A 26,534-nucleotide genomic window follows, 5' to 3' on the forward strand; every position below is an offset into this window, starting at 1 on the left:
AATCGACCTGCGTGACTTGCGACCGATCGGGCGGACTCGCCCGGACAGCGAAATCTTTCCCGAAGCTGCTGTAGGAGCTGCGCAAGCTGCGACCACGAGCTCGCGGCGATTGCGCCGGTTTCGTCGTAGCCGAGATGTCGCGGTCGTGGCTCGCGCCGCTCCTACAATCGACCTGCGTGACTTGCGACCGATCGGGCGGACTCGCCCGGACAGCGAAATCTTTCCCGAAGCTGCTGTACGAGCTGCGCAAGCTGCGACCACGAGCTCGCGGCGATTGCGCCGGTTTCGTCGTAGCCGAGATGGCGCGATCGCGGCTCGGGCCGCTCATGGAGTCGGGCCGAGCGGCCTCGATCCGGATATCGGTTCTGATACTATCCCCCAGTATCCGACCGGTACTCGTTCGCGCGCTCAAGGACAGGCCATGCCCCATTCCCCCGCCGAGAAAAAACGCGTCCTGACCCGCGTGCGTCGCATCAAGGGTCAGACCGAGGCCTTGGAGCGCGCGTTGGAGCAGGGCAGCGAATGCGCCGCGGTGCTGCAGCAGATCGCCGCGATCCGCGGCGCGATCAACGGATTGATGTCGCAAGTGCTGGAAAGCCACATCCGCGAAGAACTCGGCCAGGCCGTGTCGTCGCACAAGACCCGCAACGCCAGCATCGACGAGGTCGCCGCGCTGGTGCGTTCGTATTTGAAGTGAACACCGTACGCGAGCGCGCACGGCGCGACGCGGTCACGCATTCCCTCCCGCCACTCGGGACGCCATTTAGGAGAACCTCGCCATGAGCCGTGTCATCAAGAGCCGCGCCGCCGTCGCTTTCGCCGCCGGACAGCCTTTGCAGATCGTCGAGATCGACGTCGAGCCGCCGCGCGCCGGTGAAGTGCTGGTGCGCATCACCGCGACCGGCGTTTGCCATACCGATGCTTTCACTCTCAGCGGCGACGATCCCGAAGGCCTGTTCCCGGCGGTGCTGGGCCACGAAGGCGGCGGCGTGGTGGTCGAAGTCGGCGAAGGCGTCACCAGCGTCAAGCCCGGCGATCACGTGATTCCGCTGTACACGGCCGAATGCCGCAAGTGCAAGTTCTGCCTGTCGGACAAGACCAATCTCTGCCAGGCGGTGCGTGCGACGCAGGGCCGCGGCGTGATGCCCGACGGCAGCTCGCGTTTCAGCTTTGAGGGCCAGCCGATCCATCACTACATGGGCTGCAGCACGTTCAGTGAATACACGGTGGTGGCCGAGGTTTCGCTTGCGGTGGTCAATCCCGCCGCGCCGTTGGAGAAAGTGTGTCTGCTCGGTTGCGGCGTCACCACCGGCATCGGCGCGGTGCACAACACCGCCAAGGTCCAGCCCGGCGATACGGTCGCGGTGTTCGGCCTGGGCGGCATCGGCTTGGCGGTGATCCAGGGCGCCGTGCAGGCGAAAGCCGCGCGGATCATCGGCGTCGACACCAACGCGGGCAAGTTCGAACTGGCCAAGGCGATGGGTGCGACCGACTGCGTGAATCCCAGGGACTCCGATCGCCCGATCCAGGACGTGATCGTCGAGATGACCGACGGCGGCGTGGATTTCAGCTTCGAATGCATCGGCAACGTCGAGGTGATGCGTTCGGCGCTGGAGTGCTGTCACAAGGGTTGGGGCGAGTCGGTGATCATCGGCGTGGCCGGTGCGGGCCAGGAAATCAGGACTCGGCCTTTTCAATTGGTGACCGGTCGCGTGTGGCGCGGCTCGGCGTTCGGCGGCGTGAAAGGGCGTACGCAGTTGCCGGGCATGGTCGAGCAGGCGATGACGGGCGAGATCGATCTGGACCCGTTCATCACCCATACGCTGCCGCTGGAGCGGATCAACGAGGCTTTCGATTTGATGCACGAGGGTAAGTCGATTCGCTCGGTGATCCATTACTGAACATGATGGCCGGCAAGGACGGACGATGAAGAACATTCAAGTCATCGATGGCGCGCAGAACTGCGTTTACGACATCTTCGCCATCGACGACGAAGGCTTCGCCCTGATCTTTCCGGACGGTCAGGACGTGGCCTTCATCGACGAGGTCGAGGCGCGGCATCCGTTTCAACTGCTCGGCCCGGTGTTCGAACGTTTGTGGCGGCAGCGCGTGCCCAAGCGCCAGGCCAACGGCATCCACGGCCTGCTGTTCTTCGAACTGGAAGAAAAGAAGCCGTTCTACCCCGATCGTACCGACGAGAACGCGATCAATCCCAATGGCAGTCGGCTCCGTGGAGAATGACTCATGCAAAAAATAGAATCCCACGCCTGCTTCGGCGGCCGTCAGCAAGTGTGGAGCCACAGCGCCACCACGCTGGGCTGCACGATGCGCTTCGGCGTCTATCTTCCGCCGCAGGCCGAGAGCGGCGACTGCCCGGTGCTGTACTGGCTCTCCGGCCTGACCTGCACCGAACAGAACTTCATCACCAAGGCCGGCGCGCAGCAGTTCGCGGCGCAGCACGGGGTGATCCTGGTCGCGCCCGACACCAGTCCGCGCGGCGAGGGCATCCCCGATGCGGAAGGTTACGATCTCGGTCAGGGCGCGGGTTTCTACCTCAATGCGACGCGGCCCAAGTGGGCGGCGAACTTCCGCATGTACGACTACGTGGTCGACGAGTTGCCGGCTCTGGTCGACGCGCATTTCCCGACCACCAGCGCGCGCGCCATCAGCGGGCATTCGATGGGTGGGCACGGCGCGTTGATGATCGCGCTGAAGAATCCGGGCCGCTATCGCAGCGTGTCGGCGTTCTCGCCGATCGCCGCGCCTTCGCATTCGCCGTGGGGCGAGAAGGCGTTCACTGCTTACCTGGGCGAAGACCGCGAGCTGTGGAAGGCATGGGACGCGACCGCGCTGGTCGGCGGCGCGAGCGAGAAGCTGCCGCTGCTGATCGATCAGGGCGGCGACGATGAATTTCTGCTGCCGCAGCTCAAGCCCGAGTTGCTGCGGGTGGCGTGCGAGGTGGCCAAGCATCCGCTGGAACTGCGGATCCGGCCGGGTTACGACCACAGCTATTACTTCATCGCCAGTTACATCGGCGAGCACATCGCCCATCACGCGAAGGCGTTGCAGGGTTAGTTTGCGCTGGAAGCAAAGTCGCTGGATTCCCGCCTCCGCGGGGATGACGAGCAAAAAGAGCGATGCAATAACCGCGCTTACGACTTCTTCGGCGGCGGCAACGCCTTGGCGTTGACCTTGTTGCCGTCGGCCAGCAGCGCGTTCGGCGCCAGCACCACGGTGTCGCCGGGCTTGATCCCGGTCAGCACTTCGACTTCGTTGCCCAGGTTTCGACCCAGGGTCACGTCGCGGTAGGCCAGGGTCGAATCGGATTTCAAGGTCGCCACCTGGATGCCGGCTGCGCGCTGGATCACCGTGGAGACCGGCAACACCACCGCGGGCACGGCGCGCGGCAGGTGCAGGCGCGCGGTTCCGACCATGCCGGCGGGAATGCGGCTGTCGGGGTTGGGCAGGCGCAGTTCGGTGCGCATCACGCCGGCATCGCGCGAGAGGTTGCGCGCGCTGCGCGCGACCTGCGCCTTGAAGACCTGGCCCGGCAGTTCGGGGAACGTCACGTCGGCTTCCAGGCCGTTCTGGATCTGCAGCGAAACGTTCTGCGGCACGTCGACCACCACCCGCAACGGATCGAGCACGGCCACCTCGAACATCGGCACGGTGACCGAGGCCGAATCGCCGACCACCCGATCGCCGCGCTCGACATTGCGCGCCACCACCACGCCGGCGAACGGCGCGCGCACCGATTGGAACGACTGCCGTTCCAGCGCCGAGGTCAGCCGCGCCTGGGCCGCGTTGCGCGCGGCCACGGCGACATCGAAGTTGCCCTTGCGGTCGCTGAAATATTCCTTCGACACCGCGCCCGAACCGATCAGCGTCTGGGCGCGGTCGTAATTGACCTTGGCCAGCTCTTGGTCGGCGGCGGTCTGCGCCAGCACCGCGCGCGCTTCGCGCACCGATTGATCGATCTCCGGCGCCGAAATCGTCGCCAACACCTGGCCGGCGGCGACCTTGTCGCCGAGTTCGGCCTTGCGTTCGCTGACGAAGCCGGTGGCGCGCGCGTACAACTGCGCCGATTCGCCGGCCAGCGCGCGCGCCGGCAAGGCCAGTTCATAGGCTGCGTCGGCGGACTTGGCCTGGACCGTGAGCACGTCGGGCACGGTCGCGGCCGCGGTGGTTTCGGCTTCGCTGCGGCCGCAGCCGGACAGTGCGGCCACTGCGGCCAACACCGCGGCGGCGAGCGCTACGCGGGTCAGCGGACGGGACAAGCGATTGCGGATCATGGGGCGACTCCTGCGGGGGCACCGGCGATGTCGGAGGTTTCGTCCTCGGCGCGCGGCTTACGGCGGCGGCCGACGACGGCCAGAATGGAAGGAACCAGAATCAGGGTGGCGGGCGTGCCGAACAACAGGCCGCCGATCACCGCGCGGCCCAGCGGCGCGTTCTGCTCGCCGCCGTCGCCCAGGCCGATGGCCATCGGGATGATGCCGAGGATCATCGCGCTGGCGGTCATCAGCACCGGGCGCAGGCGTACCGCGGCCGATTCGTACGCGGCCAGTTCCGGATCGTGACCGTCGGCGACCAGGCCACGAGCGAAACTGGTGACCAGCACGCTGTTGGCCGTCGATACGCCGATCACCATCATCACGCCCATCAGCGCCGGCACGCTCAACGGCGTGCCGGTCGCCCACAGACCGACGGCGGCGCCGGCGATCGCGATCGGCAGGCCCGACATCGCCACCGCGGGCTGGATCCACGACTGGAAGTTCACCACCAGCACCAGGAACACCAGGATGGCCGACATCACCAAGCCGGCGGCGAGTTCGCCGTAAGCGTTCTGCATCTCGCCGGCCTGGCCGACGATCTCGATGCGGTTGCCGGGCTTGAGCTTGGCGTTGAGCTCGCCGGTGATCTTGGTCAGGCGGTCGTAGACCGAACCCAGGTCGGTGCCTTCCACGTTCGCGATCACGCTGATGGTCGGCGCCAGGGTGGTGCGGGCGATGCTGGCTGGCACGTTGCGCGGCGTGATCGTCGCGATATTGCGCAGCAGCACCGCCTCGCCGTTGGCGCCGATTCGCAGCGGCGAGTTCATCAGCTGATCGATGTTCTGCATCTGGTTGAGCGGCGCCTGCACCTGCACGGTGTAGGCGATGGCGTTGACGGTGTCGGTCCAGTACACCGGCGAGACCGTGCCGGCCGAGCCGAGCACCGCCAAAACCGCGCGCGCGGCCTGCTGCGCATCCAGGCCGAGTTGCGCGGCGCGGGTGCGATCGATCTTGACCTGGTACTCGGGCAAGTCCAGCACCTGGCGCAGCGAGATGTCGACCGCGCCGGGCACCTTGCGCAGGCGGCTTTCGATTTCGCGCGCCAGCGCCATGTTGCCAGGCACGTCGCGGCCGATCAGGCGCACTTCGAACGCGGCTGCAGCCGAACCCGCCAGGGTGCGGCTGGTCGCGTCCGGCGGACGTTCGAACAGCTTGACCTCGGGAAAACGCTCGGCGATGCGCTTGCGGATCTTGACCAGATAGTCGTGGCTGTTGGCGTGCGGCGAGCGCAGCTGCAGCATGATTTCGGCCTCGAACGAGCCGACCACGGTGCTGTCGACCAGCGACAGGTTGATCGCGTCGGGCACGCCGATCTGTTCGTAGACGGTCTGCAGTTCCTTGGGCGGAATGATGTTGCGGATTTCGCGCTGGATCTCGCTGAGCTTGGCCGCGGTTTCTTCCAGGCGCGTGCCGGTCGGCAAGCGCACCTGCAGGCGCAGCTGGCCGGCGTCGACCTGCGGGAAGTATTCGCGGCCCAGCGATGCGGCGGCGAGCGCGCCGACGCCGAACACCAGCAAGGCGACGATGGTCAGCACCGCGCCGTGATGGCCGAGCTTGACCAGCAGCGCGTGGTGCTTGTCGCGCAGCGAGTCCAGCACGTGCTCGACCTTGTGGTTGATCTTCAGCAGCAGCTTCTCCGGCGCCCAGCGCGGATTGGCGCGGCTTTGGATGTCGGCCGGCAGCAGCAGATAGCACAGCACCGGAATCAGCATGCGCGAGAGCAGGAACGAGGCCAGCATCGCGAAGATCACCGCCAGCGCCAGCGGGGTGAACACCCACGCCGACAGGCCGGTCATCAGCAGGATCGGCGTCAACACGATGCAGATCGAAATGGTCGAAACCATTTCCGGGAACACCACTTCCTTGGCGCTGTCGAGGATGGCGGTGCGCACTTCCTTGCCCAGGGCGATATTGCGATTGGTGTTCTCCACGTCGACCACCGCGTTGTCGACCAGGATGCCGATCGCCAGCGCCAGGCCGCCGAGGGTCATGACGTTGAAGGTGTAGCCCAGCAGATGCAGCATGGCGATGGAAGTCAGCAGCGCCAGCGGAATCGCCGAGAGCACGATCATGCTCGAACGCCACGAGCCGATGAACACCAGCACCACCAGCGCCACCAGCAGGCCGACCAGCACCGCTTCGTGCTCGATCGAGCTGATCGCGTTGTCGACGAACACCGACTGATCGAAGATCGCGTGGATGCGCGTGCCCGGCGGCGCCGAGGCTTCGATTTCGGGCAGGCGCTCGCGCACCGCGCGCACGATCTCGACCGCGGACGCACCGCCGAGCTTGATCAGCGCCACCGACACCGCGCTGGAACCGTCCATGCGCGCGACGTTGGTCTGCAGCGCGCCGCCGTCGCGCACCGAGGCGACGTCGCGCACGTAGATCACCGTACCGCCGCGCGAGGCGATCGGAATGTCGAGGAACTCGGCCGCGGTCGCCGGGCTGGTGTCGATCGAGATCTGCATCTCGCGCGCGCCTTCGCGGATCGAACCCGACGGCAAGGTCGGGCTGCCGCGTTCCAGCGCGCCGGTGACGTCGGCCGGAGTCAGGCCGTAGGTCTGCAGTTTGGCCGGATCCAGGTCGACCATGATCTGCCGCGGCGCGCCGCCGTAGGGCAGGGTCATGCGGATGCCGGGAATGGTCTGGATCTGCGAGCGCAGTTGCAGGCGCGCGTAGTCGTAGAGCTGGGCTTCGGTCAGCGAATCCGAGGACAGCACCAACTGCAGCACCGGCGTGCTCGACACGTTGTTGCGCACCACCAGCGGCGGCGAAGTACCCGGCGGCATGCGTCGCAGGATCGTTTGCGAGACCGCGGTGATCTGCACCAGCGCGCGGTCCAGGCTGACCGTGGGCTGGAAATCGATGCGCACGATGCTGGCGCCGTTGAGCGTTTCCGAGCGCACCTCTTTGAGGTCGTCGACGGTGTTGAGGATCGCCGCCTCGGAGAACGAAGTCATCTTCGCCGCGACGTCGGCCGCGGGCAGACCGGTGTAGGTCCACACCAGGTTGATCGAGGGAATCCCGACTTCGGGCAGGATGTCGGTCGGCATCTTGCGCGCCGACAGCACGCCGAACAGCAGGATCAGGATCGCCATGACGCCGATCGTGTAACGGCGGCTCAGGGCGTATTGGACAATCCACATCGTGAGGGGCTTCCGACGGCTGGATGAGTGGTGCGAAGTGTCCTCGCGTCGCGGCCGCACCGCAGCCGTGTCGCGTGGAAAGGATCGTGTGCTTGCCGCAACGCTGCGTGCGCGTCGCCGTATGGCCGCGGCCACGACGGAAACTTTATGCGCCGCTGGCGTACGCGTCGCTGTCGCTTGGCTGACAAAACCGTCAGTTGCGCGCCGCGTTCGCTTGCATCGGCCTGGGGAGGGCGGGGATCCCCGGTGGTCGGGCCTGGGTGGGTGGCGGGGCTGGCGGCGCTCGCTGCGCCTGCCCTCCGGCCATTCCGGGGCCGGCGCGGCGCGCGCGACGGCCGGCGTCCCGCGGACGGGACGTCGGATGCCGGCTCGCCGCCCATCGGCCCGGCCCCGCGTCGAGACGGAGTGAGGGACCGTTGGGGGAGTGCGATTAAAGTAGTCCTTGCGCCGCCGCCGTGTTAGTACATTACTGTTGCATCATTGCCTAATTCTGCAATTCAGCTGAAAAGGCACAGTCTCAGGCCAGATTCCTACCGATAATCGCAGCCACCCGACTCCCCGCGGGAAGCCATGAACGCCAATACTTCCGCCGAATCGATCGCGCAACGAGGCAGCTGCGCCGCGCAGGCCGAGCTGGTCGATCGGATTGCCCGATTGACGGACGGCGACGGTGTCCACGCCACCGATGTGCGCGCCCTGCATCTGATCCGCATGAGCGGCCCGACCGAATGCTCGCCGTCGGTGTACGAACCGCGGCTGTGCGTGGTCGCGCAGGGACGCAAGATCGTGACCTTGTCCGACCGCACTTATCACTACGATCCGCTCAACTATCTGGTGGTGTCGGTGACGCTGCCGATGATCGGCCAGATCGTCGAAGCCACCCCGGACAAACCGTATCTGTGTCTGCGCATCGATATCGATCCGGAACAGATCGCGCGATTGATCGTCGACGCCGGTCAGTCGCCGGCGAGCGAACCGGCGCGCGACAGCGGCGGCGTCGACCTGGGCCTGTACGCGGCCAAGGTCAACAAGACGCTGATGGACGCGGTGCTGCGGCTGATGCGTTTGCTCGACACGCCGCAGGATCTGGCGGTGCTGGCGCCGATGGCCCTGCGCGAGATCTTCTATCGCGTGCTGATGGGCGACTTGGGCCACCGCCTGCGCGCGCTGGCCGTGACCGACAGCCGCTCCAGCCGCGTGGCCAAGGCGGTGGCGGTGCTGCGCCAGCGTTATCTGCAGCCGCTGTGCATCGAGGACTTGGCCGACGAGGTGCACATGAGCACCTCGTCGCTGCATCACCAATTCAAGGCGGTGACCACGATGTCGCCGCTGCAATTCCAAAAGCATCTGCGCCTGCACGAGGCGCGCCGCTTGATGATGGTCAGCGGCATCGAAGCGGTCGCCGCCGCGCATCGCGTCGGCTACGAGAGCCCCTCGCAATTTTCGCGCGAGTACAAGCGGTTGTTCGGCGCACCGCCGCGTTCGGAAGTGGTGCTGGCGCGCGGCGCGCCGCAGGGCTGAGGCTTTGCGCAAAGCCTCACGAGGGGGCTCTGTGGCAGGACCGGCAGGCTCGATGCTTTCCCAGAGCGATCAATCATCGTCGCTTCGTTGGCGAAAGGCGTCGGGGCTGAAGCCCCTCCCACAAAAAACCTCGTGGCGTCGAAGTCTTTTGTGGGAGGGGCTTCAGCCCCGACGCTCTTCGACGATGGGGCGGCCGCCGCACCTCCCCCTGCGGTGCGAACCGAATCGAAAGTCTCGACCGAAACGACGGCGCGCCCTCGCGGACGCGCGCCTTCAGCTTGCCGGCCGTGCCTGAGGCCAATGCAACGCAGATTCAGCGAGACACCCCATGCATCGCGTCATTCCGATTCGTTCTGAAAAAAGTACCAGGCCGCTGTAGGGGGCTCGCGCATCGAGTGCGTTTGACTCAATAAGCGTGTCCGAAATTCACAACCATCCGGCCGCTTCCATTGAGGTTCCCATTCGTCGGAACAAGGTCCCGTGCCTTGATCGTGCCGCGGGCGCGTGCCCGCGACGGTAATCCGTGCTTGCAGTCACCCGCATTAGGAATAGACACGCAATGAAGAAGATCTCCTCCAGCAAGAAGTTCGCCGTGATCGGTCTGGCGGCGGCTTGCGCGACCGTGTTGATGTGGTCGCGCCAGGACACCCAACAACCCGCGATCGGCGCGCCCGGTGATGCGCTCGCCTCGGCCGCCGTCGCCAAGGCGTCAGGCGCTTTGCCCGGCGCGACGATGCGTCCGGTGGCCTTCGCCGCCCCGACGCCGCGCAACGATGCGCAGAGCAAACTCGGCGCCGGTCAGCTGCTGGAAGCGGTGCAACTGCTGTCGCAGACCCAGGCTGCCGCCGGCGCGGGATCGTCGGCTGCCGTGGGCGCCAAGCGAGGCAGCGCGGCGCACAGCGCTGCGACCGCCGCGCAGCAGATCGCGGTGCTCGATCGCGTCGGCATTCCGCTGCGCTATCGCGACGGCGAGAAAGTCAAGGTCAACGTCGATCTGGCGCTGACCTACGAACAAGTCCAGAACCCCAGCCTGCTCGACCGCGCGACCTCGTCGTTGCGCGAAACCCTGTTGGCCGCCGGCCTGCAGGCGCAGCAGATCAACGGCTCGCCGAGCATCGAGGCCTCGGTGCCGCTGGCGCGCCTGGAGTGGGTGGCCAGCCTGCAGCCGGTCGCGCAGGTGTCGCTGCTGGCCATGCCAGATACCGCCGCGTTCACCGACGGCGCCGGCGCCAGCAATCTCGATCAACTGCGTTCGCTCGGCAACTACGACCAACTCGCCGCCGGTCTGCGCCGCGATCTCAACGGCGAGGGCCTGACCATCGCGGTGTTCGATCAGTTCGCCAACACGTCCGGTCAGATCAAGGCCTTGCAGGACGCCGGCGAGTGGCCGGTGAACACGGCCGCGGTCACCGACAAGGTCACCTTGTTCAAGCCGGCCGCCGGCGCGTTCGGTTACACCGGACAGAAGCACGGCAACGCGGTGGTCGAGATCGTCTACGACATCGCGCCGGAAGCGAAATTCCGCGTCTACGATGCCGGCCAGACCGCCGACTGGGTCAAGGGCATCCAGGATGCGGCCAACCTCAACGCGCTCAACGAACCGCAGGGCGAACCGCGCGCGCAGGTGCTGACCGCATCGCAGGGCATGGCCCTGTACGCGCCGGGCGACGGCACCGGCACCGGCAGTAACCTGAAGGGCCTGTACGACGCGATCGAAGCCGCCGCGCGCAACGGCGTGCTGATCCTCAACGCCGCCGGCAACGAGGCGCAGGTGCATTGGGACGGCGACAGCACCGCCGGCGCGGTCGCCAACACCTTGCAGGATTTCGTGGTCGGCAATGTCGACGCCAATGGCGCGGCGATCGCCGACACCATCAATCCGCTGCGCATCGACGGCTTCGGCGAATGCGTTCCGGTCGGCGCCAAGAACGCCGCCGACGCCAACCTGATCGCGATCGACTTGTGGCTGGGTTGGAACGATTGGACCAGCGCCAACAACACCACCAACGCCGACTACCGTCTGGAACTGGTGCGCTGGGCCGACGCGGTGACCCGCAACGGCCGCGTGGTGACGCCTGCCGGTTGGGTCGCGGTGACCCAGTCCGACAACGCCCAGGCCGGTGCGGCCGGCCAGCAGCCGCTGGAACGCATCAGTCTGCAGCCCTCTTCGGCGACCAAGACCACGGCCTGCAACAATGTGTTCAATGCCACCCGCTTCGCCGGCGGCGGCAAGTTCGGCGTGAAGGTGGTGCGCAAGACCGCCAACGCCAGCAATTTCCTGCGGCTGATGAGCGGCGGCCTGCACAACTTCCTGTACGGCGAAGCGGAACGTTCGCTGGTGCATCCGGCCGATTCGGCCAGCGTGATCACGGTGGCGGCGCTGGATGCGGCGACCTCCAACCTGGAAGCCTACAGCTCGCGCGGCCCGGTGCTTGCCGCCGGCGGCGCTCGTCCGAACGGACAGGCCGCGGGCAACGCCAAGCCGGATCTGGCCAACTTCGCCAATGTCGACACGGTGTCTTACGGCGATAACACCTTCAACGGCACCTCCTCGGCGACGCCGCACGTGGCCGCGCTGGCGCTGTTGGGCCTGCAGCATCAGCGCCAGTTGACCAATGCGACCGTGCCGGCGCCGTTGCCAGCCAATGCGACCGCGCAGCAGAAGGCCGAGCGGACCGCGTTGCTGCGCCAGCGCAACGTCAACCTGTCCGACGCGACCTACGACGCGCTGACTTATGTCTCCAGCACCGGCGGCAACGATCTGGGCGTTGCGGGTTTCGACAGCAGCTACGGCAACGGACGTCTGAAGTTCCACCTCAACTCCGAAGCCTGCTTCCTGTCGGCGACCTACGACGCGAGATACCGCTCGCTGTTGCCCGCGCAGGCCGCGCCGCTGCCGGCCGGACAGAAGACCTACGAGCAACTGCGCACCGACAACAGCACCGCTTGCGCGGCGCAGTGACGCATCGCTGAGGCGCCTCGGTCCAGCCGAGCGCATGCGGCTTGGACCTCCCCAGGCACCGGACTTCGGTCCGGTGCCTTTTTCATGGGCGATCGATGCGACATCGCATCAACGCTTTTGCGGGAGCGCCTTCAGGCCCGACGCTCTTGGATCCGTTCGCGCCGATCCAAGAGAACAGCGTCGGGCCTGAAGGCCCTCCCACAAGAGCAAGGCCATCGCGCAAGAACGTCGTCGCTTCGCGCAAGTTCGCGCTGCACCGCAGCGTAGCGCGCCACGCGCTCACATTTGCTCACCGCATCGCTACCGCCGCTAACCGTCCGGTCGACGAAGATCGCATCGTCGCCTAATCCAAAACGCAATCGCGCCGGTACGCAGGACAGCCGAGGCGGTATTCGCGCGGCGAGCGAAAAATGCGGGTTTTCTGCCGCTCGCGTCGCACTTTTCCGCCGCGCATGCGATTAGCGTGCATCCCCGACGCGAAGCCGCCCGCGGATTCATCGCCAGCCAGCCGACGTCGCATCGCCTGCGCCACGCGCGCACGCGTTCGACCCACTGCGCCCCGGGCCGCCTCGCCGCGAAGCGGAAGCCTCCGCTTCGTCACCAGGGAGCAGGGGAGAGCAGGACATGCCGCATACCTTCCACGCCGATTCGCGATCGCGGCCATCGCCGCTGCCGATGCCTATGCCGTTACTCGCGGCCGCGCTGGCGTTCGCCTTGGCCGCTTGCGCCGACAGCCACGTCAAACCCGAGCCGCGCGGCGGGCTGTCGCGCGCCGACATCGGCAAGCACGCCCAGGCCGGCGCGCGCGGCGACGAACTGCCGCTGCCGCCGCTGAGTTCGACCATTCCGCTGGATATCAGCGTGCCGCAAAGCAATCCGAACCTGCAGGATCTGCAGGACGATTTCGATCTGTTCTCGTGGCAGTCCTTCGTCGCGGTGAACTGGCCCGGCGGGCCCGACGGCAATCCGATCCCGGGCACCACCATCGGCGCCAACGTGCCGACGGTGTGGGAGAACTGGAAGGAGAGCCGCGACATCTTCCTGCCCGGCGGCGCCACGCCGCCGCCGTGGGGTACCGACCCGCCGCCGCCTTCGGTGTGCAAGGGCCAGGGCAGCGGCGTATTGAATCTGACCCAGGTCGGCAAGACCCCGAACGTGCTCGACGAAAGCGGCGAGCCGTTCGAGACCGGCCCGCTGATCGATCAGAACGGTGTCTACGTGCGCTTCGCGATCATGGCCAATCAGGACATGTTCGACACCATCGTCAGCGATGGTCTGTACAGCAAAGCCGGTCAGGCCAAGTTCGGCAAGCCGGCCGACTTCGCCCAGCCCAACGGGTCCAAGAACACCGGCGCGATCATGATCAAGTCGTCGTGGAAGGTGATGGGCGGCAAGGACCAGGCGAGCCGTTTCCACACCATCCAGGCGCTGGTCTACACCAACCCCGATGAACACGAAGGCGTGCAGGCCTCGTGCAAGTTGCAGACGGTCGGCCTGGTCGGATTGCATATCGCGCACAAGACCGCCGGCGAGCCGCAATGGGTGTGGTCGACCTTCGAGCACGTCGACAACGTACCGGTCAAGGGCGAGCCGATCGACAAGTCGCAGTACAACTTCTTCAACAGGAACTGCAGCGGCAGCTGCGAGGTCAACGAGCCGCCGGCGCGGCCGTGGAATCCGAACAATCCGCACACCGCGCCGAGCCAGATCGTGCGCGAGATACCGCTGACCGATTCGACCAAATCGCTCAACGCGCGTTATCAGGCGCTGCTGAGCAAAACCTATCCCGGAACGGTGTGGGCCAACTACGAGCTGATCAGCACGCAATGGCCGACCAACGCCACCAATCCGACCGACCCGACCGGCAATCCGGCGCCGAGCTTCCTCGCCAACGCGACCTTGGAAACCTACATCCAGGGCAAGGTGCCGCAAGCCTCGTCGAGCTGCATGGCCTGCCACAACAACGCGACCATGACCAACGGCTTGAGCTCGGATTTCACCTACCTGCTGCAGCGCGCGCAATAAGGAGAACGACATGCTCGATTACATGGAGTACTTCATCCGCCTCAGCGTCGGCCTGACCGGTTTCACCCGCGATGCGATCGCGCCGCAGATCGATCCGGTGGACATCAAGACGGTCTATCTGCAGGTGTTCCGCGAGAACCTGCCCAACGGTATGGCCGATCAGATCATCGCCGAATACTACGGACTCAATCAGGCCGAGGGTGGGCAGGACAAGAATCAGGAAGCCATCGCCGGCGCCTTGCTCGACGGTACGCGTCCGGCCGAGGTGCTGGCGCTGCGCCAGCTGATCTACCTGTGGTACATGGGCGCCTGGCCGACCGTGCAGTACGACGATTCGCCCACGCGCGGACAGACCTTCAGCAACATCGTCTCGGCCACCAGCTACACCCAGGGCCTGGTGTGGCGGGTGATGCAGTCCCATCCGATGGGCAGTTCCAACTACACCTACGGCTATTGGGCGAGCACGCCGCCGCCGCTGCAGGCCTATCTGGAGAATCCGGCATGAGCATCACCGTCCCCGCGAACGGTTTCGACGTGGTGATCGTCGGCTCGGGCATCTCCGGATCGATCATCGCCTATCAACTCGGTCTGAAAGGCAAGCAGGTGCTGATCCTGGAAGGCGGGCCGCCGGTGCCCAAGAGCCGCGAGCAGTACATGCAGACCTTTTTCACCGCCAACGCCAAGACGCCCGAGTCGCCGTATCCGCCGACCAATCAAGGCGCTGGCGGCCCGGGCAATCCGCTCGGCCAACCCGACCCGGCCTCGCTCAACACGCCGCGTTACACAGTGCTGCAGATCAACAGCTGGCAGCAACCGCTGCAGTGCTATTTCGTCTATGGCCCGCAACCGGTCAAGGCCGCCGACGATCCGAACATGCAGTTCGCCTTCGGCAGTTCCTACGAGCGCGTGGCCGGTGGGACCACCTGGCATTGGCTGGGCACGTCGCTGACCCATCTGCCCAACGATTTCCAGCTCAAGACCAAGTACGGCCAAGGTGTGGACTGGCCCGGCGGCGCGCAGTTCTATTACAACCTGCTGCCGTATTACCGCCAGGCCACCGAGGTGATCGGCGTGTCTTCCGACAAGCCGCCGATGGTCGAGCTGTACAAGAGCTTCGATGTCGAACCCGGAGGCATCTATGGCGCCAACTACGACTACCCGATGCCGGGCATCGTGCCTTCGTTGAACGACGTGCTGTATCAGCAGAACGTCGCTTCGTTGAGCATCGATGACATCGCGCTGTTCGTCACGCCCACTCCGCAAGGACGCAACTCGCGGCCTGGCAAGCGCCGCCAGTGCGCGGGCAACACCAACTGCATTCCGATCTGTCCGATCCAGGCCAAGTACGACGGCACCGTGACCCTGGCGCAGGCCTTGCAGACCGGCAACGTGCAGATCGCCTACCAAACCGTCGCCAGCAACATCCGCTTGGACGGCGATCAGGTCAGCGGCATCGACTATCTGACCTACGACAGCCAGACCGGACCGTCCACCGGCGGCGGCACCGCGGTCGGCAAGCGCTACGTTCTGGCCGCGCATGCGATCGAAACGCCGAAACTGCTGTTGATGTCGAACAAGAATCCGGGATATGGCAACGGTGTGGCCAACAGCTCCGATCAAGTCGGGCGCAATTTGATGGATCACGTGATGTATCTGGCCTGGGGCCTGGCCAAGGATCCGATCTACGCCTTCCGCGGGCCGCTGTCGACCTCGGGCATCGAGTCGGTGCGCGATGGCGCGTTCCGCAGCGAGCGCGCGGCCTACCGCATCGAGATCGGCAACGAAGGCTGGAACTGGGCGACCAACGATCCCAACACCACCCTGGCCGATTTCGTGTTCGGCCAGAACAACACCCAGTTGAACGGCGATTCGGTCAACCAGCAGGGCAAGGCGCTGCGTTTCGATCCGAACATGCCGGCTTTCAGCAAGCTCTACGGTTCCAAGCTGGTGCAGGTGCTCAACGGCGTGTACACGCGGCAGTTGCGCCTGGGTTATCTGATCGAGCAGTTGCCCGATCCGCAGAACCGGGTGCAGTTGTCGAGCGTCTACAAGGATCATCTTGGACTGCCGCGGCCGCAGGTCACCTACCGCATCAGCGAAGACTATGTGCGCAACGCGTTCGTGTCGGCCAAGCAAGCTTCGACGCAGATCTTCGACGCGTTGGGCGCGACCGAGTACACCCAAGTGCCGGCGGCGCCGGCGCTGAGCGGGGCGGACGCGTCGCCGACCACGTTCGAGTACTTGGGCAATACCTTCACCTTCTACGGCGCCGGCCACATCATCGGCACGTACCGTATGGGCGCCAGCGCCGCCGATTCGGTGCTCAACGCGCGGCAGCAGTCGTGGGACCACAGCAATCTGTACATGGTCGGCAGCGGCGTGTTCCCGACCACCGCAACGGCCAATCCGACCTTGACCATCGCGGCGTTGGCGTTGCAGGCAGCGGACAACATTCTCAGCGATCTGGGTTGAGCTTGCAGGGAGGGCAGAGGAGGCCGCGCCCGGGGAGGGCGCGGCCAGGTCGGAAAGCGTCGGGGCTGAAGCCCCTCCCACAAAAGACTTCGTGGCATCGAAGTCTTTTGTGGGAGCTGACGCCGCTACGAGGTCTTTTGTGGGAGGGGCTTCAGCCCCGACGCTTCACCCGCGCACCTTGCGACGAAGCGGCCTCACTGCACCGCGCGCAGCAACCGTTCGGCCACCGCGCGTAACTGCGGCAAACGCTCGCCGGCATCGAGCAGTTCGAACTCCACCCCGGTCAAGGCCAGCAGGGCCAGGATTTCCTCCGGCGTCTCGCCGCGCACATGCAACAGGCTGCTGTGTTCGTCGATGTGTTCGAGCACGCCGCACCACGGCGGCAGCTGCGGCGCCAGGCTTTCGGCCGAACCGCGCAGCCGCGCGCGCAGCACCTCGCCCTGCACGACCTGGCTGATGCTGCGCTGCACGTAAGCGGCGATGTCCTCGGGAAACTTGCGCGGCGCGAAGCCGCCGCCGCACTGCGCCGATTGGATCCGGTCGGCGCGGAACAAACGCCAATCCTCGCGGCTGCGGTCCCACGCCAACAGGTACCAGCGCCGGCCGCTGCTGACCAGTCGCAGCGGTTCGATGGTGCGCTGGCTCGCGCGCCCGCCGCGGTCGCTGTAGTGCAGCTCGATCAGGCGGTGATCGCGACAGGCGCCGGCCAGTTCGGTCAGCGTCTCCACGTCGGGGCCGTCTTCGTGCTGGGCCAGCGACAGGGTCACCGAATACAGCGCGCTGACCCGGCGCCGCAGCCGCGCCGGCAGCAGTTGGTCGAGCTTGCCGAGCAGGCCGACCGCGGTGTCCTCGATCCGCGCCACGCTGGCGGCGGCGCTGCGCAGGGCCACCACCATCGCCACCGCTTCGTCGTCGTCGAGCAGCAGCGGCGGCAGCGAGGCGCCGGCGGCGAGCTGATAGCCGCCGCCGACACCGGTGGAGGCCTGCACGGGATAGCCGAGTTCGCGCAGGCGATCGACGTCGCGGCGCACGGTGCGCGCATCCACTTCCAGCCGCTCGCACAGTTCCGCGCCGGTCCAATGGCGGCGCGATTGCAGCAGGGACAGCAGGCGCAGGAGTCGGGTCGAGGTCTTGAGCATGGGACCCAGTCTAAAACCTATTGAGGACAGAAATTGTCCTCAATAAGCTCTATCCTTTGATCGTCCGGGGCAGACCGCCCCGCCTAACCGGAGCGCACCGCGATGACCGTTCAGACCTACCAGGCCAGCTGCCACTGCGGCGCGATCCGCTACGAAGTCGACCTCGACCTGGACGCCGGGACCTCGCGCTGCAATTGTTCGATATGCAGCAAGCTGCGCAAGTGGGGCGCGCTGGTCAAGCCCGACGCCTTCCGTCTGGTCGCCGGCAACGTCGAGGAGATGGGCTCGTACCAGTTCGGCACCTTCAGCGGCACCTATCACTTCTGCAAGCATTGCGGCGTCCACGCCTTCGGCACCGGCGAGCTGGAAGTGCTCGGCGGCAAGTACTACTCGGTCAATGTCGCTTGCCTGGACGTGGAACACGAGGTGTTGGCGGCGGCGCCGATCCAGCTCATGGACGGCTTGAACAACAATTGGTTCGAGGTTCCCAAGATCACCGCGCATATGTAAGGGCGCGGGTGCTCCTTGTCGCGGTCGCGGCTTGCGCCGCTCCTGCAGGGAGCTCATCGCGACACTTCGATTACGGCGAAACACAATCGCAGACCGACCGACACCCACGCCCCCGATGGACACCAACGCGCTCAAGAAACATTGCCGCCGCTACCCGGGCGCCGAGGAGGTTCCGCATGGGGCGCCGTCCAATATCCTGGTCTACAGCGTCGGCGGAAAATTCTTCGCCTACTTCAAGACCAGCGAACCCGAGCGCTGGCGTTTCAGTTTCAAGACCACGCCGGAGCGCTTCGTCGAGCTCACCGACATGCCCGGGGCGAAACCGGCGCGGTTCATGGGCCGCTATCACTGGGTGACCGTGGTCGATGTGCGGCGCGTGCCGCAGGACTATCTGATCGAATTGGTCGACTGGTCGTACCGGCGCGCGCTGGGCAATCTCAGTCGCAAGCGTCAGGCCGAGGCGCTGGCCGAGGCCGATGAAGCGCAGCGTCTCAGGCTGAGCCCGATCGCGCCGACGAAAGCTCGCCCAAGACTCGTAACGCTGCGTCCACCCGCGCATCGAGCGCGTGGCCGTAGTTGAGCCGCAGGCAATGGCGGTAGCCGCGATGCGCGGAGAAGATCGGCCCCGGCGCGATGCTGATGCCGCGCTGCGCCGCCTGCCGTTGCAACGTCAGCGCATCGCGGTCGGGCGGCAGTTCGATCCATAGGAAGTAACCGCCGTCGGGCCGGGTGACCCGGGTGCCGGCGGGGAAATATTCGGTCACCGCCTGCAGATACGCGGCCTGTCGCTCTTGCAGGGTCTTGCGCAATCCGCGCAGATGCCGCTCGTAACCGCCGCGCTGCAGATAGCGCGCGATCGCCAACTGCGCCGGCACGCAGGTGGACAAGGTGTTGGTGAGCTTGAGCCGCGCCACCGTCTGCGCGTAGCGTCCCGGCGCGGTCCAGCCGATCCGGTAACCCGGCGCCAGGGTCTTGGAGAACGAGCCGCAATGCAACACCAGGCCGCGCGTATCGAACGCTTTGGCCGGCAGCGGGCGGCGCGCGCCGAAGTGCAGTTCGCCGTAGACGTCGTCCTCGATCAGCGGCAGTTCGTGGCGCGCCAGCAGGTCCACCAGTTCGCGCGTCTTGGCTTCGGGCAGGCTGGCGCCGAGCGGATTCTGGAAACTGGTCATCAGCCAGCACGCCTTGGGCGCATGGCGGCGGATCGCCGCATCCAGCGCGCCCAGCTCGATGCCTTCGCGCGGATGGGTCGGCACCTCCACCGCATGCAGTCCGTGGCGCTCCAGCGTTTGCAGCGCGACGTAGAAGCAGGGCGACTCGACCAGCACGGTGTCGCCGGGCCGGGTGGTCGCGGCGATGCACAGGTTCAAGGCTTCGATCGCGCCGTTACTGATGACCAGGTCGTGCGCGCCCAACTCCACGCCGCCGATGCGGTAACGCAAGGCTATGTGCCGGCGCAGCTCGGCGTTGCCGGGGGTCAGGTCGTCGACGGTGCTGCGCGGATCCAGATGCACCGCCTCGTGCGCCATCGCCCGGCCGAGCTTGGCCAGCGGAAACAGGTCCGGGCTCATGAAGGCCGAACCCAGGGGCACGATGTCGCGCGTCATCGCCGATTCCAGCACTTCGAACACCAGCGCACTGATGTCGACCGGGCGCGATCGGCCGTCGGGCGCGGAGGCGGCGTCGGGTTCGGGCAGCAGGGCGCGCGCCTGTTCGCTGACGTAGTAACCCGAGCGCGGACGCGGGCGCACCAGACCTTGCGCTTCGAGCAGGTAATAGGCCTGGAACACGGTGGCCGGGCTGAGCTTGCGCGCCGCGCTGGTCTGGCGCACCGAGGGCAGGCGCTGACCGGGGCGCAGCAGGCCCTGGCGGATCGAGCGGGCGATGTCGTCGGCGAGGGCTTGGTAGCGCTTCATGGGGACGGGCGTCGGAAAAGTTGCGGCACAGGACGTCAATGGGCAGCAGCAATCGCGGTAGGGGCGGTTGCGGGACCGAACTCCGCCAAGCTGCCTCGCGCGCCACCCACCGACGCGACCGCGAGGTCTTTTGTGGGAGGGGCTTCAGCCCCGACGCTGTCCGATCCGCCTGATTCGGAAGTCGGTAGCACCTGACCGAAAAGCGTCGGGGCTGAAGCCCCTCCCACAAAAGACCTCGCCCTATCAGGCTTCCCGAATCCCGAATCCCGAATCCCAGCCTTCCTTGCGACTGATCTGGTTTTTCTTCCAGATTCTGAGTCTACGCAATCTGGATCGGTGGGCGAACAATGGACCCCGCAGCAAAAGCTGCTCAAACCCGCCATCGCCCGCCATGAATCCGCAAGTCGAACTCAATCTGGCCCTGATCCTGTTCATCCCCTGGTTCTCGATCCTGGCCTGGCTGTTCTGGGCCTACCCGCGCCAGCCCCGCGGCGGCGCGCGCACCGCCTTCGACAGCGTCAGCCTGCTGCTGGCCAGCGCGGCCGCGTTCTGGGGCATGCACTGGAGCATGCTCAACGCCGACCCCAATGCCGGCGCGATCTGGAAACAGGTGCTGGCCAGCTCGGTCGCCTACGGCCTGTTCCTGGCGGTAATGACCGCGGCCGTCGCGCTGCGCTGGCGCTGGCTGCGCGGCCGCAACCGCGCCGTCGCTCCCTCTTCCGACACCACGCGCCCGTTCCCGGGCAGGGCCGAATCATGAAACTGCTGCTCGTCGCCGCTTTTCTCGGCGTGATCCTCTACAACCTCGGCGCCGGTCTGTATTACATGCTGGTCGACCAGGGCGCCAGCAAGCGCACGGTCAACGCGTTGACCAAGCGCATCGTCTACTCGATCGCCTTGATCGGACTGGTCGTGATCGGCATCGCCACCGGCGTGGTGCAGCCGCACGGCGTGGGCGTCTGAGACCGGGCGGACGACGCGCCGCGACCGCGGCTAAGCTGTCGGCTGCTCCGCCACCGACCTCGCGATGACCACCGCCCGCATCGTTGCCAACGCGCAAACGCCCGAGTACTACTTCGAAGAACGTTGCCACGTGGTGGAGTGCTGGAACTCCGCCGACGACGCGAGCAGCTCGATCGCGCGCATCCGGGTCGAGCCCGGCGTGATCACGCGCCTGCACCGCCTGCGCGGTACCAGCGAGCGCTATCTGATCCTGCATGGCCGTGGCCGCATGCACGCCGGTGATCTGGCGCCGGCCGAGGTCGGCCCGGGCGATGTGGTGTTCATTCCGGCCGACGCGCCGCAACGCATCGCCAACCTCGGCGACGGCGATCTGGTGTTCCTGGCGATCTGCACTCCGCGTTTCGTGCCCGAGTGCTACGAAGACCTCGACGAAGACCCCTGAATCCGCTTCCCGGCGCCGCGCGCGATACCCGGTATGGCAAGCTTCGTCAGTCCACGGCCAAAGGAGGGCGCATGCGACACGACGAATCCTTCAAGCTTTACTGGCAGTCCGACGGCAGGCCTCAGTACGACCAGAATTTTGGTCCGTTGATGATGCGGGCGTGGATCGACTGGAACGGCGGCGACGCCGATCTGTGGCGGCCAGAAGGGCGTCAGCACGTCGCCGGCGGAGTGCACGAGTTCACCCAGCGCAGTCTGCGTCACTACACAGTCGCGGGCGAATGGATTGCGCCGCTACCGCGCTTGTTCGAACAGATCGGCGTGTTTTCGAGCCGGCTCGAGTCCCTGGTCGCGTCCGAGGAACAACGGCCGGACTATTTCGAACTCGACGCTTTCACCGGGGTCATCGGCCTTCGGCCGTTCCAATTCTCCTTCCATCGTGGTGTTCCGGGAACCGAACTGACGCAGTTGGGGCAGTCGTTGTATTCGGCGCTGTCCGCCGCGATCGCAAACGCCCGGATCACCAAACAGGGCATCGGTTGATCGATCTGCGCCAACGCTACCTCGGCTGCCTGCTCGGCCTGGCCTGCGGCGATGCGGTCGGCACCACGGTCGAATTCCGCGGTCGCGGCGATTTCGAGCCGCTCACCGGCATGGTCGGCGGCGGGCCGTTTGCGTTGCGCGCCGGCGAATGGACCGACGACACCTCGATGGCGCTGTGCCTGGCGGCGAGCCTGATCCATTGCCGCGGCTTCGATGCGCGCGATCAGATGAATCGCTATTGCAACTGGCGCGCGCACGGCTATATGAGCAGCAACGGCGAGTGCTTCGACATCGGCATGACGGTGAGCGCGGCCCTGGACCGATATTTGCGCAACCAGGATCCGTATGCCGGCGATCCCGGCCCGCGCGCGGCCGGCAACGGCGCGTTGATGCGGCTGGCGCCGGTGCCGATGCTGTGGCGTCGCGATGCGGAACAGGTTCGCCATTACGCCGCCGAATCGACCCGCACCACCCACGGCGCGGACGAGGCTTTGGATTGCTCGCGCCTGTTCGCCGGTCAATTGCGCGCGGCGCTGATGGGCGCGGGCCAGGAAGCGGTGTTGACTCCCGCGATGGCGCCGCCGGCCAGCGAATCGGTCGCGGCGATCCACGCCCGCGCATACGCCGGCAAGCCCGAGAGCGAGATCGTCGGCTCGGGCTACAGCGTGCAATCGCTGGAAACGGCGCTGTGGTGTTTTCTGCACACCGACTCGTTCGAAACCGCGATCCTGCGCGCGGCCAACCTGGGCGACGACGCCGACACCACCGCGGCGATCTGCGGCCAGATCGCCGGCGCTTACTACGGCGTCGATGCGATTCCGCGCGACTGGCTGGACACGTTGGTCATGCGCGAGGAGATCGCGACGATGGCCGATGCATTGTTGGCCTTGTCGGAGCGGTCCGACGGGTTGATTTGATCGCGCGCAGCGGCGAGCTGCGGTCGACGATGCACCCGCAAGCACCTACACTGCCTCGGCACGGCCGACGTGCGAGCGCGAGACGCGGCGATGGCGGAGTCTTCTGCGAAATCCAGGCGAACCAGCAACGTCGCGCGCGGGCGGCCGCCGAAGACCGACAAGGCCAAGCCGGCCAACGCGACCGGCCAGCGCGGTCTGGCCAAGGAGATCGCGCGGCAAACGCAGGCCTGTGAAGGCGATCCGAATTTCATGACCTCGCTGGCGCGAGGCCTGGCGGTGCTCAGCGTATTCGCCGGCCACGCCCGCGAAGTAAGCATGTCGCAGATCAGCCTGGAAACCGGCATTTCGCGCGCGGCGGTCCGGCGTGTGCTGTACACCCTGGGCAAACTCGGTTACGTCGGCGAATACGCCGCCGGCTACGTGCTGGCGCCGCGCGTGCTGGGGATCGGCGGCGCGTACCTGTCCTCGACGGCGCTCACCGTCGCGTCGCAGCCGGTGCTGGACGCGCTGCGCGACGAGGTCAACGAGTCGTGTTCGCTCGGTATTCTCGACGGCGATGAACTGCTGTATGTGGCGCGCGCCGAGACCGTGCGCATCATGTCGATCGGCTTGCGCTCGGGCAGCCATCTGCCCGCGTATTGCACCTCGATGGGACGCGTGCTGTTGGCGGCATTGCCGCCGGACACGTTGGCCGGTTACCTGGCGCGCACCCAGCTGCGGCCGCGCACCGAGCGCACCGTCACCGGACAAGACGAATTGCTGGCGATCCTGGACAGGGTGCGTCACGACGGGGCGTGCGTGGTCGATCAGGAGCTGGAAATCGGCTTGCGTTCGGCCGCGGTGCCGGTGCGCGACCGCGACGGCAAGGTGATCGCCGCGCTCAACATCGGCACCCAATCCGGACGCGTCACCCTGAGCGCTCTGCAGACCCGATTGGTGCCGGCGTTGAAGCGCGCCGCCAAGCAATTGGAATCGGTATTCGACTGATGAGTCCGTCGGCGCGCGTCAGTCCGCGTCGGTGGTGGGTTGCGCAGTCGCACTCTCGGCCGATTGCTCTTCGATGATCGGCCTGGCGAGCGCGAACGCATGGTTGGCCGCCGGCACGCCGCAGTAAATCGCGGCCTGCATCAGCGCTTCCTTGATCTCGTCCGGCGTCACCCCGTTGTTGCGCGCGGCCCGCACGTGCAATTTGAGTTCCTCGTCGTGACCGAGCGCGACCAGCATGACGATGGTCAGCAACGAGCGCGTATGCCGCGGCAATCCGTCGCGGGCCCAGATCGTGCCCCAGGCGGCGCGGGTGAGGAAGGCCTGAAATTCCGCGGTGAAATCGCTGTCGGCGGCCATGGCGCGGTCGACGTGCGCATCGCCCAGCACTTCGCGGCGGATCTTCATGCCGGTCCGGTAGCGCTCTTGTTCGTCCATCGATGCGTCCTCAGGCGTTTAGGAAAGCCAGTGCGGCGACGTTGAACGCCGCCGGGTCGTGCCAGTTGAAGATGTGCCGGCCCGGCAGTTGCGCGAATTCGCCGTGGACGACGCGCTCGGCGATGAAACGCAGATCGGCCGGCGGCGTGACCGGGTCGTCGCTGCCGGCCAGCGCCAGGGTCGGTACGGCCAATTGCGCCAATCGTTCGCGAAAATCGGTCTCGGCCAGAGCGTGGCAGCAGCCGATGTAGGCCTGCGGCGATGTGCTCAGGAACGCAGCGGCGATGCGCGCGGTCAGCGCCGGATGCGCGGCGACGAACGAGGGCTCGAACCAGCGCTGCACGGTGCCGTCGACCAGCGACGACAAGCCTTGGGCCTGCACTTGGGCGATGCGTTCTTGCCAGATCGCGGCGGTGCCGATCTTCGCCGCGGTGCTGCACAGGATCAGCCGGTCCAGCCGATCCGCCGCATGCAGGCCCAGCCATTGGCCGGTCAGTCCTCCGATCGACAAGCCGCAGAAATGGCTGCGTTCGATGTGCAGCGCATCGAACAGCGCCAGCACGTCGCGCCCCAGATCTGCGGCCGAATACGGGCCGGGCGGGGCGGTGGAGCCGCCGTGGCCGCGTCGGTCGTAGCGAAGCACGCGGAACTGCGCGCGCAAGGCGTCGATGTTCGGGTCCCACATGTGCAGATCGGTGCCCAGCGAATTGCACAACGTCAGCCAGGGCCGACCCTCGTATCCGTCGATGCGGTAGTGCAGGCGGTGCTGGGGAAGGTCGAGATGAGGCATGCGATGAGCGTCGGCCAGGAGGTCAGAGCGGCGGCGTCGTTCGCGAAGGACGAAGCGCATCGTCCTCGTCGGCGCGAATGGCGCGGTCGATCCAATGATCGTTCATGCCCAATGCGCTGTCGGCCGCGAACAGCGCCGTCAATGCATCGGGACTCAGAATGGCCATGACCTGCGCTTGTTCGGCCAGCACGTTGCGCAGATGACGGCGGTCGACGATGGCTTGTTTCGCCGCGGATTCGACCAACTGGTGCGCGGCCTGTTTCCCCAGCGATTCGCTCAGCTTCACGGCGACGGCTTCGGCATAGAGCGAACCGCCGCCGATATCGAGATGCGCGCGCATTCGTTCGCGATCCAGCTCCAAGCCGTCGATCACGCCGCTGACCTGCGAGAGACTGCCCGCGGTGAGGCGCAGGATCTGCGGCAGCGTGTCCCATTCGGCATGCCATCCGCCGACGCCGCGCTCATGCTCCTGCGGCAGCGCCGAGAACAGAGTAGCGATCAGGCCGGGCACGCGCGTGGCGTTGGCGATGGCGGCGAGGCAGGCGACCGGATTGCGCTTGTGCGGCATCGCCGACGATCCGCCCTTGCCGTCGGCGGCCGGCTCGAAGGCCTCGCCGATTTCGGTCTGCATCAGCAGGACGATGTCGCGCGCGATCTTGCCCAGGGTGCCGGCGATCAGGCCGAACACCGCGCCGGTTTCGGCGATGCGGTCGCGCGCGCTGTGCCAGGGCAACGCGGGCAGGCTCAGGCCCAGGTCGTCGGCGAGCGCTTGCGCCACCTCCAGGCCACGGCCGTGCAGCGAGGCCAAGGTGCCGGCGGCGCCGCCGAACTGCAACGCCAGCGCGCGACCGCGCAGTTCGCTCAGGCGAACGCGCGAGCGCGACAAGGCGTCCAGCCATCCGGCCGCCTTGAGCCCCAGCGTCACCGGCACCGCCGCTTGCAACAAGGTGCGGCCAGGCATCACCGTTGCGCGTTCGCGATCGGCCATCACGCGCAAGCTCGCGATCAACACATCCAGACGCGGCTCGAAGGCATCGAGCACGTCGCGCAATTGCAATACGCCGCCGGTGTCGATCGCGTCCTGGCTGGTCGCGCCCCAATGCACCCAGCGCGCCGATTCGGCATCGTGGCTCGCCACTTCGGCGGTCAACGCGCGCACCAGCGCGATCGCGGGATTACCAGCGAGCGCGGTCGCGGCGGCCAAGGCCGGGATGTCGTACAGATCGGCCGCGCAGGCCGATTCGATCGCCGCGACGGCGTGCCGCGGAATCACTCCGCAGCGCGCTTCGGCGCGGGCCAGGGCCGCTTCGAAATCGAGCATTCCCTGCAATCGCGCGCGCTCGTTCAACGCGGCGTCGATGGCGGCGTCGCCGAACAGCGTACTCAGCAAGCTGACGTCCGAGCTCATGGCGACTTCGTTCTCCCTTGCT

26 protein-coding genes are annotated in these 26,534 nt (G+C 66.5%); 18 read left to right on the forward strand and 8 right to left on the reverse strand.

Annotation, left to right across the window (positions count from 1 at the left end; translation table 11 throughout):
• Positions 1-421: 421 nt before the first annotated feature.
• The 4 genes from frmR (at position 422) to fghA (ending at position 3,075) form a co-directional block, all read left to right on the forward strand.
• On the forward strand, positions 422-697 hold the full coding sequence (gene frmR / locus ACTOWJ_RS21880; RefSeq protein ID WP_441336728.1) for a formaldehyde-responsive transcriptional repressor FrmR: 276 nt from the start codon (positions 422-424) through the stop codon (positions 695-697).
• Between the two features lie 94 nt (positions 698-791).
• Entirely contained in the window at positions 792-1,901 is a 1,110-nt protein-coding gene (locus ACTOWJ_RS21885; RefSeq protein ID WP_441336850.1) for an S-(hydroxymethyl)glutathione dehydrogenase/class III alcohol dehydrogenase, read from the forward strand.
• A gap of 25 nt (positions 1,902-1,926) precedes the next feature.
• A complete protein-coding gene (locus ACTOWJ_RS21890) occupies positions 1,927-2,241 on the forward strand; it encodes a hypothetical protein (RefSeq protein ID WP_441336729.1) in 315 nt (104 codons plus the stop codon).
• Positions 2,242-2,244: 3 nt separating this feature from the next.
• Complete coding sequence (fghA, locus tag ACTOWJ_RS21895) at positions 2,245-3,075, forward strand: S-formylglutathione hydrolase (RefSeq protein ID WP_441336730.1); 831 nt, start codon at positions 2,245-2,247, stop codon at positions 3,073-3,075.
• Positions 3,076-3,152: 77 nt separating this feature from the next.
• Here fghA and ACTOWJ_RS21900 read toward each other — a convergent pair whose 3' ends face one another.
• The gene (locus tag ACTOWJ_RS21900; protein ID WP_441336731.1) at positions 3,153-4,292 is read right to left on the reverse strand and encodes an efflux RND transporter periplasmic adaptor subunit; all 1,140 of its coding nucleotides are present in this window, start codon (positions 4,290-4,292) and stop codon (positions 3,153-3,155) included.
• Positions 4,289-7,483: an efflux RND transporter permease subunit gene (locus ACTOWJ_RS21905; protein ID WP_441336732.1), complete on the reverse strand. Its 3,195-nt coding sequence runs from the start codon at positions 7,481-7,483 to the stop codon at positions 4,289-4,291. Before ACTOWJ_RS21905 ends, ACTOWJ_RS21900 begins: the two co-directional genes overlap by 4 nt.
• Before the next feature lie 570 nt (positions 7,484-8,053).
• On the opposite strand from ACTOWJ_RS21905, the gene ACTOWJ_RS21910 reads away from it, so the two are divergent.
• The 6 genes from ACTOWJ_RS21910 (at position 8,054) to ACTOWJ_RS21935 (ending at position 16,463) form a co-directional block, all read left to right on the forward strand.
• On the forward strand, positions 8,054-9,004 hold the full coding sequence (locus tag ACTOWJ_RS21910; protein WP_441336733.1) for an AraC family transcriptional regulator: 951 nt from the start codon (positions 8,054-8,056) through the stop codon (positions 9,002-9,004).
• A gap of 559 nt (positions 9,005-9,563) precedes the next feature.
• Positions 9,564-11,966, forward strand: coding sequence for a S8 family serine peptidase (locus ACTOWJ_RS21915; protein ID WP_441336734.1), 2,403 nt, complete (start codon positions 9,564-9,566; stop codon positions 11,964-11,966).
• Between the two features lie 95 nt (positions 11,967-12,061).
• Positions 12,062-12,313 (forward strand): DUF6053 domain-containing protein, encoded by a 252-nt coding sequence (locus ACTOWJ_RS21920; protein WP_441336735.1) that lies wholly within the window; start codon positions 12,062-12,064, stop codon positions 12,311-12,313.
• Positions 12,314-12,641: 328 nt separating this feature from the next.
• Complete coding sequence (locus tag ACTOWJ_RS21925; RefSeq protein WP_441336736.1) at positions 12,642-13,991, forward strand: hypothetical protein; 1,350 nt, start codon at positions 12,642-12,644, stop codon at positions 13,989-13,991.
• Positions 13,992-14,001: 10 nt separating this feature from the next.
• Positions 14,002-14,496 (forward strand): hypothetical protein, encoded by a 495-nt coding sequence (locus ACTOWJ_RS21930; RefSeq protein ID WP_441336737.1) that lies wholly within the window; start codon positions 14,002-14,004, stop codon positions 14,494-14,496.
• Positions 14,493-16,463 (forward strand): GMC family oxidoreductase, encoded by a 1,971-nt coding sequence (locus ACTOWJ_RS21935; RefSeq protein WP_441336738.1) that lies wholly within the window; start codon positions 14,493-14,495, stop codon positions 16,461-16,463. Before ACTOWJ_RS21930 ends, ACTOWJ_RS21935 begins: the two co-directional genes overlap by 4 nt.
• A gap of 194 nt (positions 16,464-16,657) precedes the next feature.
• Here ACTOWJ_RS21935 and ACTOWJ_RS21940 read toward each other — a convergent pair whose 3' ends face one another.
• Positions 16,658-17,602, reverse strand: a complete 945-nt coding sequence (locus ACTOWJ_RS21940) for a helix-turn-helix transcriptional regulator (protein ID WP_441336739.1) — start codon at positions 17,600-17,602, stop codon at positions 16,658-16,660.
• 102 nt (positions 17,603-17,704) lie between these two features.
• Between ACTOWJ_RS21940 and ACTOWJ_RS21945 the strand changes: the two genes are divergently transcribed.
• Together ACTOWJ_RS21945 and ACTOWJ_RS21950 are read left to right on the forward strand one after the other, a co-directional pair.
• Positions 17,705-18,112, forward strand: coding sequence for a GFA family protein (locus ACTOWJ_RS21945; RefSeq protein WP_441336740.1), 408 nt, complete (start codon positions 17,705-17,707; stop codon positions 18,110-18,112).
• A gap of 115 nt (positions 18,113-18,227) precedes the next feature.
• Positions 18,228-18,692: an MmcQ/YjbR family DNA-binding protein gene (locus ACTOWJ_RS21950; protein WP_441336741.1), complete on the forward strand. Its 465-nt coding sequence runs from the start codon at positions 18,228-18,230 to the stop codon at positions 18,690-18,692.
• Here the strand turns inward: ACTOWJ_RS21950 and ACTOWJ_RS21955 are convergent.
• Positions 18,604-20,028, reverse strand: coding sequence for an aminotransferase-like domain-containing protein (locus tag ACTOWJ_RS21955; RefSeq protein WP_441336742.1), 1,425 nt, complete (start codon positions 20,026-20,028; stop codon positions 18,604-18,606). The genes ACTOWJ_RS21950 and ACTOWJ_RS21955 overlap by 89 nt on opposite strands.
• A 35-nt stretch (positions 20,029-20,063) precedes the next feature.
• On the reverse strand, positions 20,064-20,411 hold the full coding sequence (locus ACTOWJ_RS21960) for a DUF6053 domain-containing protein (RefSeq protein ID WP_441336743.1): 348 nt from the start codon (positions 20,409-20,411) through the stop codon (positions 20,064-20,066).
• Between the two features lie 8 nt (positions 20,412-20,419).
• On the opposite strand from ACTOWJ_RS21960, the gene ACTOWJ_RS21965 reads away from it, so the two are divergent.
• The 6 genes from ACTOWJ_RS21965 to ACTOWJ_RS21990 all read left to right on the forward strand — a co-directional run bounded on the left by ACTOWJ_RS21965 (position 20,420) and on the right by ACTOWJ_RS21990 (position 23,879).
• Positions 20,420-20,788 (forward strand): hypothetical protein, encoded by a 369-nt coding sequence (locus tag ACTOWJ_RS21965; protein WP_441336744.1) that lies wholly within the window; start codon positions 20,420-20,422, stop codon positions 20,786-20,788.
• Positions 20,785-20,991, forward strand: coding sequence for a DUF2909 domain-containing protein (locus ACTOWJ_RS21970; protein WP_441336745.1), 207 nt, complete (start codon positions 20,785-20,787; stop codon positions 20,989-20,991). The genes ACTOWJ_RS21965 and ACTOWJ_RS21970 overlap by 4 nt, the downstream gene beginning before the upstream one ends.
• 64 nt (positions 20,992-21,055) lie before the next feature.
• Positions 21,056-21,433 carry a cupin domain-containing protein gene (locus ACTOWJ_RS21975; RefSeq protein WP_441336746.1) on the forward strand — a complete coding sequence of 126 codons (378 nt, stop codon included), beginning with the start codon at positions 21,056-21,058 and terminating at the stop codon, positions 21,431-21,433.
• Between the two features lie 71 nt (positions 21,434-21,504).
• Complete coding sequence (locus ACTOWJ_RS21980) at positions 21,505-21,975, forward strand: hypothetical protein (RefSeq protein ID WP_441336747.1); 471 nt, start codon at positions 21,505-21,507, stop codon at positions 21,973-21,975.
• On the forward strand, positions 21,972-22,892 hold the full coding sequence (locus ACTOWJ_RS21985; protein ID WP_441336748.1) for an ADP-ribosylglycohydrolase family protein: 921 nt from the start codon (positions 21,972-21,974) through the stop codon (positions 22,890-22,892). The genes ACTOWJ_RS21980 and ACTOWJ_RS21985 overlap by 4 nt, the downstream gene beginning before the upstream one ends.
• Positions 22,893-22,982: 90 nt before the next feature.
• Positions 22,983-23,879, forward strand: a complete 897-nt coding sequence (locus ACTOWJ_RS21990; RefSeq protein ID WP_441336749.1) for an IclR family transcriptional regulator domain-containing protein — start codon at positions 22,983-22,985, stop codon at positions 23,877-23,879.
• An 18-nt stretch (positions 23,880-23,897) separates the two neighbouring features.
• On the opposite strand, the gene pcaC is transcribed toward ACTOWJ_RS21990, so the two are convergent.
• From pcaC to ACTOWJ_RS22005, 3 genes are read right to left on the reverse strand one after another with little or no spacing between them, the layout of a single operon-like run.
• Positions 23,898-24,314: a 4-carboxymuconolactone decarboxylase gene (gene pcaC / locus ACTOWJ_RS21995; RefSeq protein WP_441336750.1), complete on the reverse strand. Its 417-nt coding sequence runs from the start codon at positions 24,312-24,314 to the stop codon at positions 23,898-23,900.
• Positions 24,315-24,324: 10 nt separating this feature from the next.
• Positions 24,325-25,104, reverse strand: a complete 780-nt coding sequence (gene pcaD / locus ACTOWJ_RS22000) for a 3-oxoadipate enol-lactonase (RefSeq protein ID WP_441336751.1) — start codon at positions 25,102-25,104, stop codon at positions 24,325-24,327.
• A 22-nt stretch (positions 25,105-25,126) separates the two neighbouring features.
• Positions 25,127-26,512 (reverse strand): 3-carboxy-cis,cis-muconate cycloisomerase, encoded by a 1,386-nt coding sequence (locus tag ACTOWJ_RS22005; protein WP_441336752.1) that lies wholly within the window; start codon positions 26,510-26,512, stop codon positions 25,127-25,129.
• Between the last annotated feature and the right edge of the window lie 22 nt (positions 26,513-26,534).

Origin of the sequence: Lysobacter sp. CA199 (genome assembly GCF_052078715.1) — a bacterium.
In the GTDB taxonomy this organism is placed as follows: Bacteria; Pseudomonadota; Gammaproteobacteria; order Xanthomonadales; family Xanthomonadaceae; genus Lysobacter.

Bases quoted from the DNA above. Each gene is read 5' to 3' on its own strand.
- frmR (WP_441336728.1), top strand. From the start codon at position 422: ATGCCCCATTCCCCCGCCGAGAAAAAACGCGTCCTGACCCGCGTGCGT.
- ACTOWJ_RS21890 (WP_441336729.1), top strand. From the start codon at position 1,927: ATGAAGAACATTCAAGTCATCGATGGCGCGCAGAACTGCGTTTACGAC.
- fghA (WP_441336730.1), top strand. From the start codon at position 2,245: ATGCAAAAAATAGAATCCCACGCCTGCTTCGGCGGCCGTCAGCAAGTG.
- ACTOWJ_RS21900 (WP_441336731.1), bottom strand. From the start codon at position 4,292: ATGATCCGCAATCGCTTGTCCCGTCCGCTGACCCGCGTAGCGCTCGCC.
- ACTOWJ_RS21905 (WP_441336732.1), bottom strand. From the start codon at position 7,483: ATGTGGATTGTCCAATACGCCCTGAGCCGCCGTTACACGATCGGCGTC.
- ACTOWJ_RS21910 (WP_441336733.1), top strand. From the start codon at position 8,054: ATGAACGCCAATACTTCCGCCGAATCGATCGCGCAACGAGGCAGCTGC.
- ACTOWJ_RS21915 (WP_441336734.1), top strand. From the start codon at position 9,564: ATGAAGAAGATCTCCTCCAGCAAGAAGTTCGCCGTGATCGGTCTGGCG.
- ACTOWJ_RS21920 (WP_441336735.1), top strand. From the start codon at position 12,062: ATGCGACATCGCATCAACGCTTTTGCGGGAGCGCCTTCAGGCCCGACG.
- ACTOWJ_RS21925 (WP_441336736.1), top strand. From the start codon at position 12,642: ATGCCTATGCCGTTACTCGCGGCCGCGCTGGCGTTCGCCTTGGCCGCT.
- ACTOWJ_RS21930 (WP_441336737.1), top strand. From the start codon at position 14,002: ATGCTCGATTACATGGAGTACTTCATCCGCCTCAGCGTCGGCCTGACC.
- ACTOWJ_RS21935 (WP_441336738.1), top strand. From the start codon at position 14,493: ATGAGCATCACCGTCCCCGCGAACGGTTTCGACGTGGTGATCGTCGGC.
- ACTOWJ_RS21940 (WP_441336739.1), bottom strand. From the start codon at position 17,602: ATGCTCAAGACCTCGACCCGACTCCTGCGCCTGCTGTCCCTGCTGCAA.
- ACTOWJ_RS21945 (WP_441336740.1), top strand. From the start codon at position 17,705: ATGACCGTTCAGACCTACCAGGCCAGCTGCCACTGCGGCGCGATCCGC.
- ACTOWJ_RS21950 (WP_441336741.1), top strand. From the start codon at position 18,228: ATGGACACCAACGCGCTCAAGAAACATTGCCGCCGCTACCCGGGCGCC.
- ACTOWJ_RS21955 (WP_441336742.1), bottom strand. From the start codon at position 20,028: ATGAAGCGCTACCAAGCCCTCGCCGACGACATCGCCCGCTCGATCCGC.
- ACTOWJ_RS21960 (WP_441336743.1), bottom strand. From the start codon at position 20,411: ATGGCGGGTTTGAGCAGCTTTTGCTGCGGGGTCCATTGTTCGCCCACC.
- ACTOWJ_RS21965 (WP_441336744.1), top strand. From the start codon at position 20,420: ATGAATCCGCAAGTCGAACTCAATCTGGCCCTGATCCTGTTCATCCCC.
- ACTOWJ_RS21970 (WP_441336745.1), top strand. From the start codon at position 20,785: ATGAAACTGCTGCTCGTCGCCGCTTTTCTCGGCGTGATCCTCTACAAC.
- ACTOWJ_RS21975 (WP_441336746.1), top strand. From the start codon at position 21,056: ATGACCACCGCCCGCATCGTTGCCAACGCGCAAACGCCCGAGTACTAC.
- ACTOWJ_RS21980 (WP_441336747.1), top strand. From the start codon at position 21,505: ATGCGACACGACGAATCCTTCAAGCTTTACTGGCAGTCCGACGGCAGG.
- ACTOWJ_RS21990 (WP_441336749.1), top strand. From the start codon at position 22,983: ATGGCGGAGTCTTCTGCGAAATCCAGGCGAACCAGCAACGTCGCGCGC.
- pcaC (WP_441336750.1), bottom strand. From the start codon at position 24,314: ATGGACGAACAAGAGCGCTACCGGACCGGCATGAAGATCCGCCGCGAA.
- pcaD (WP_441336751.1), bottom strand. From the start codon at position 25,104: ATGCCTCATCTCGACCTTCCCCAGCACCGCCTGCACTACCGCATCGAC.
- ACTOWJ_RS22005 (WP_441336752.1), bottom strand. From the start codon at position 26,512: ATGAGCTCGGACGTCAGCTTGCTGAGTACGCTGTTCGGCGACGCCGCC.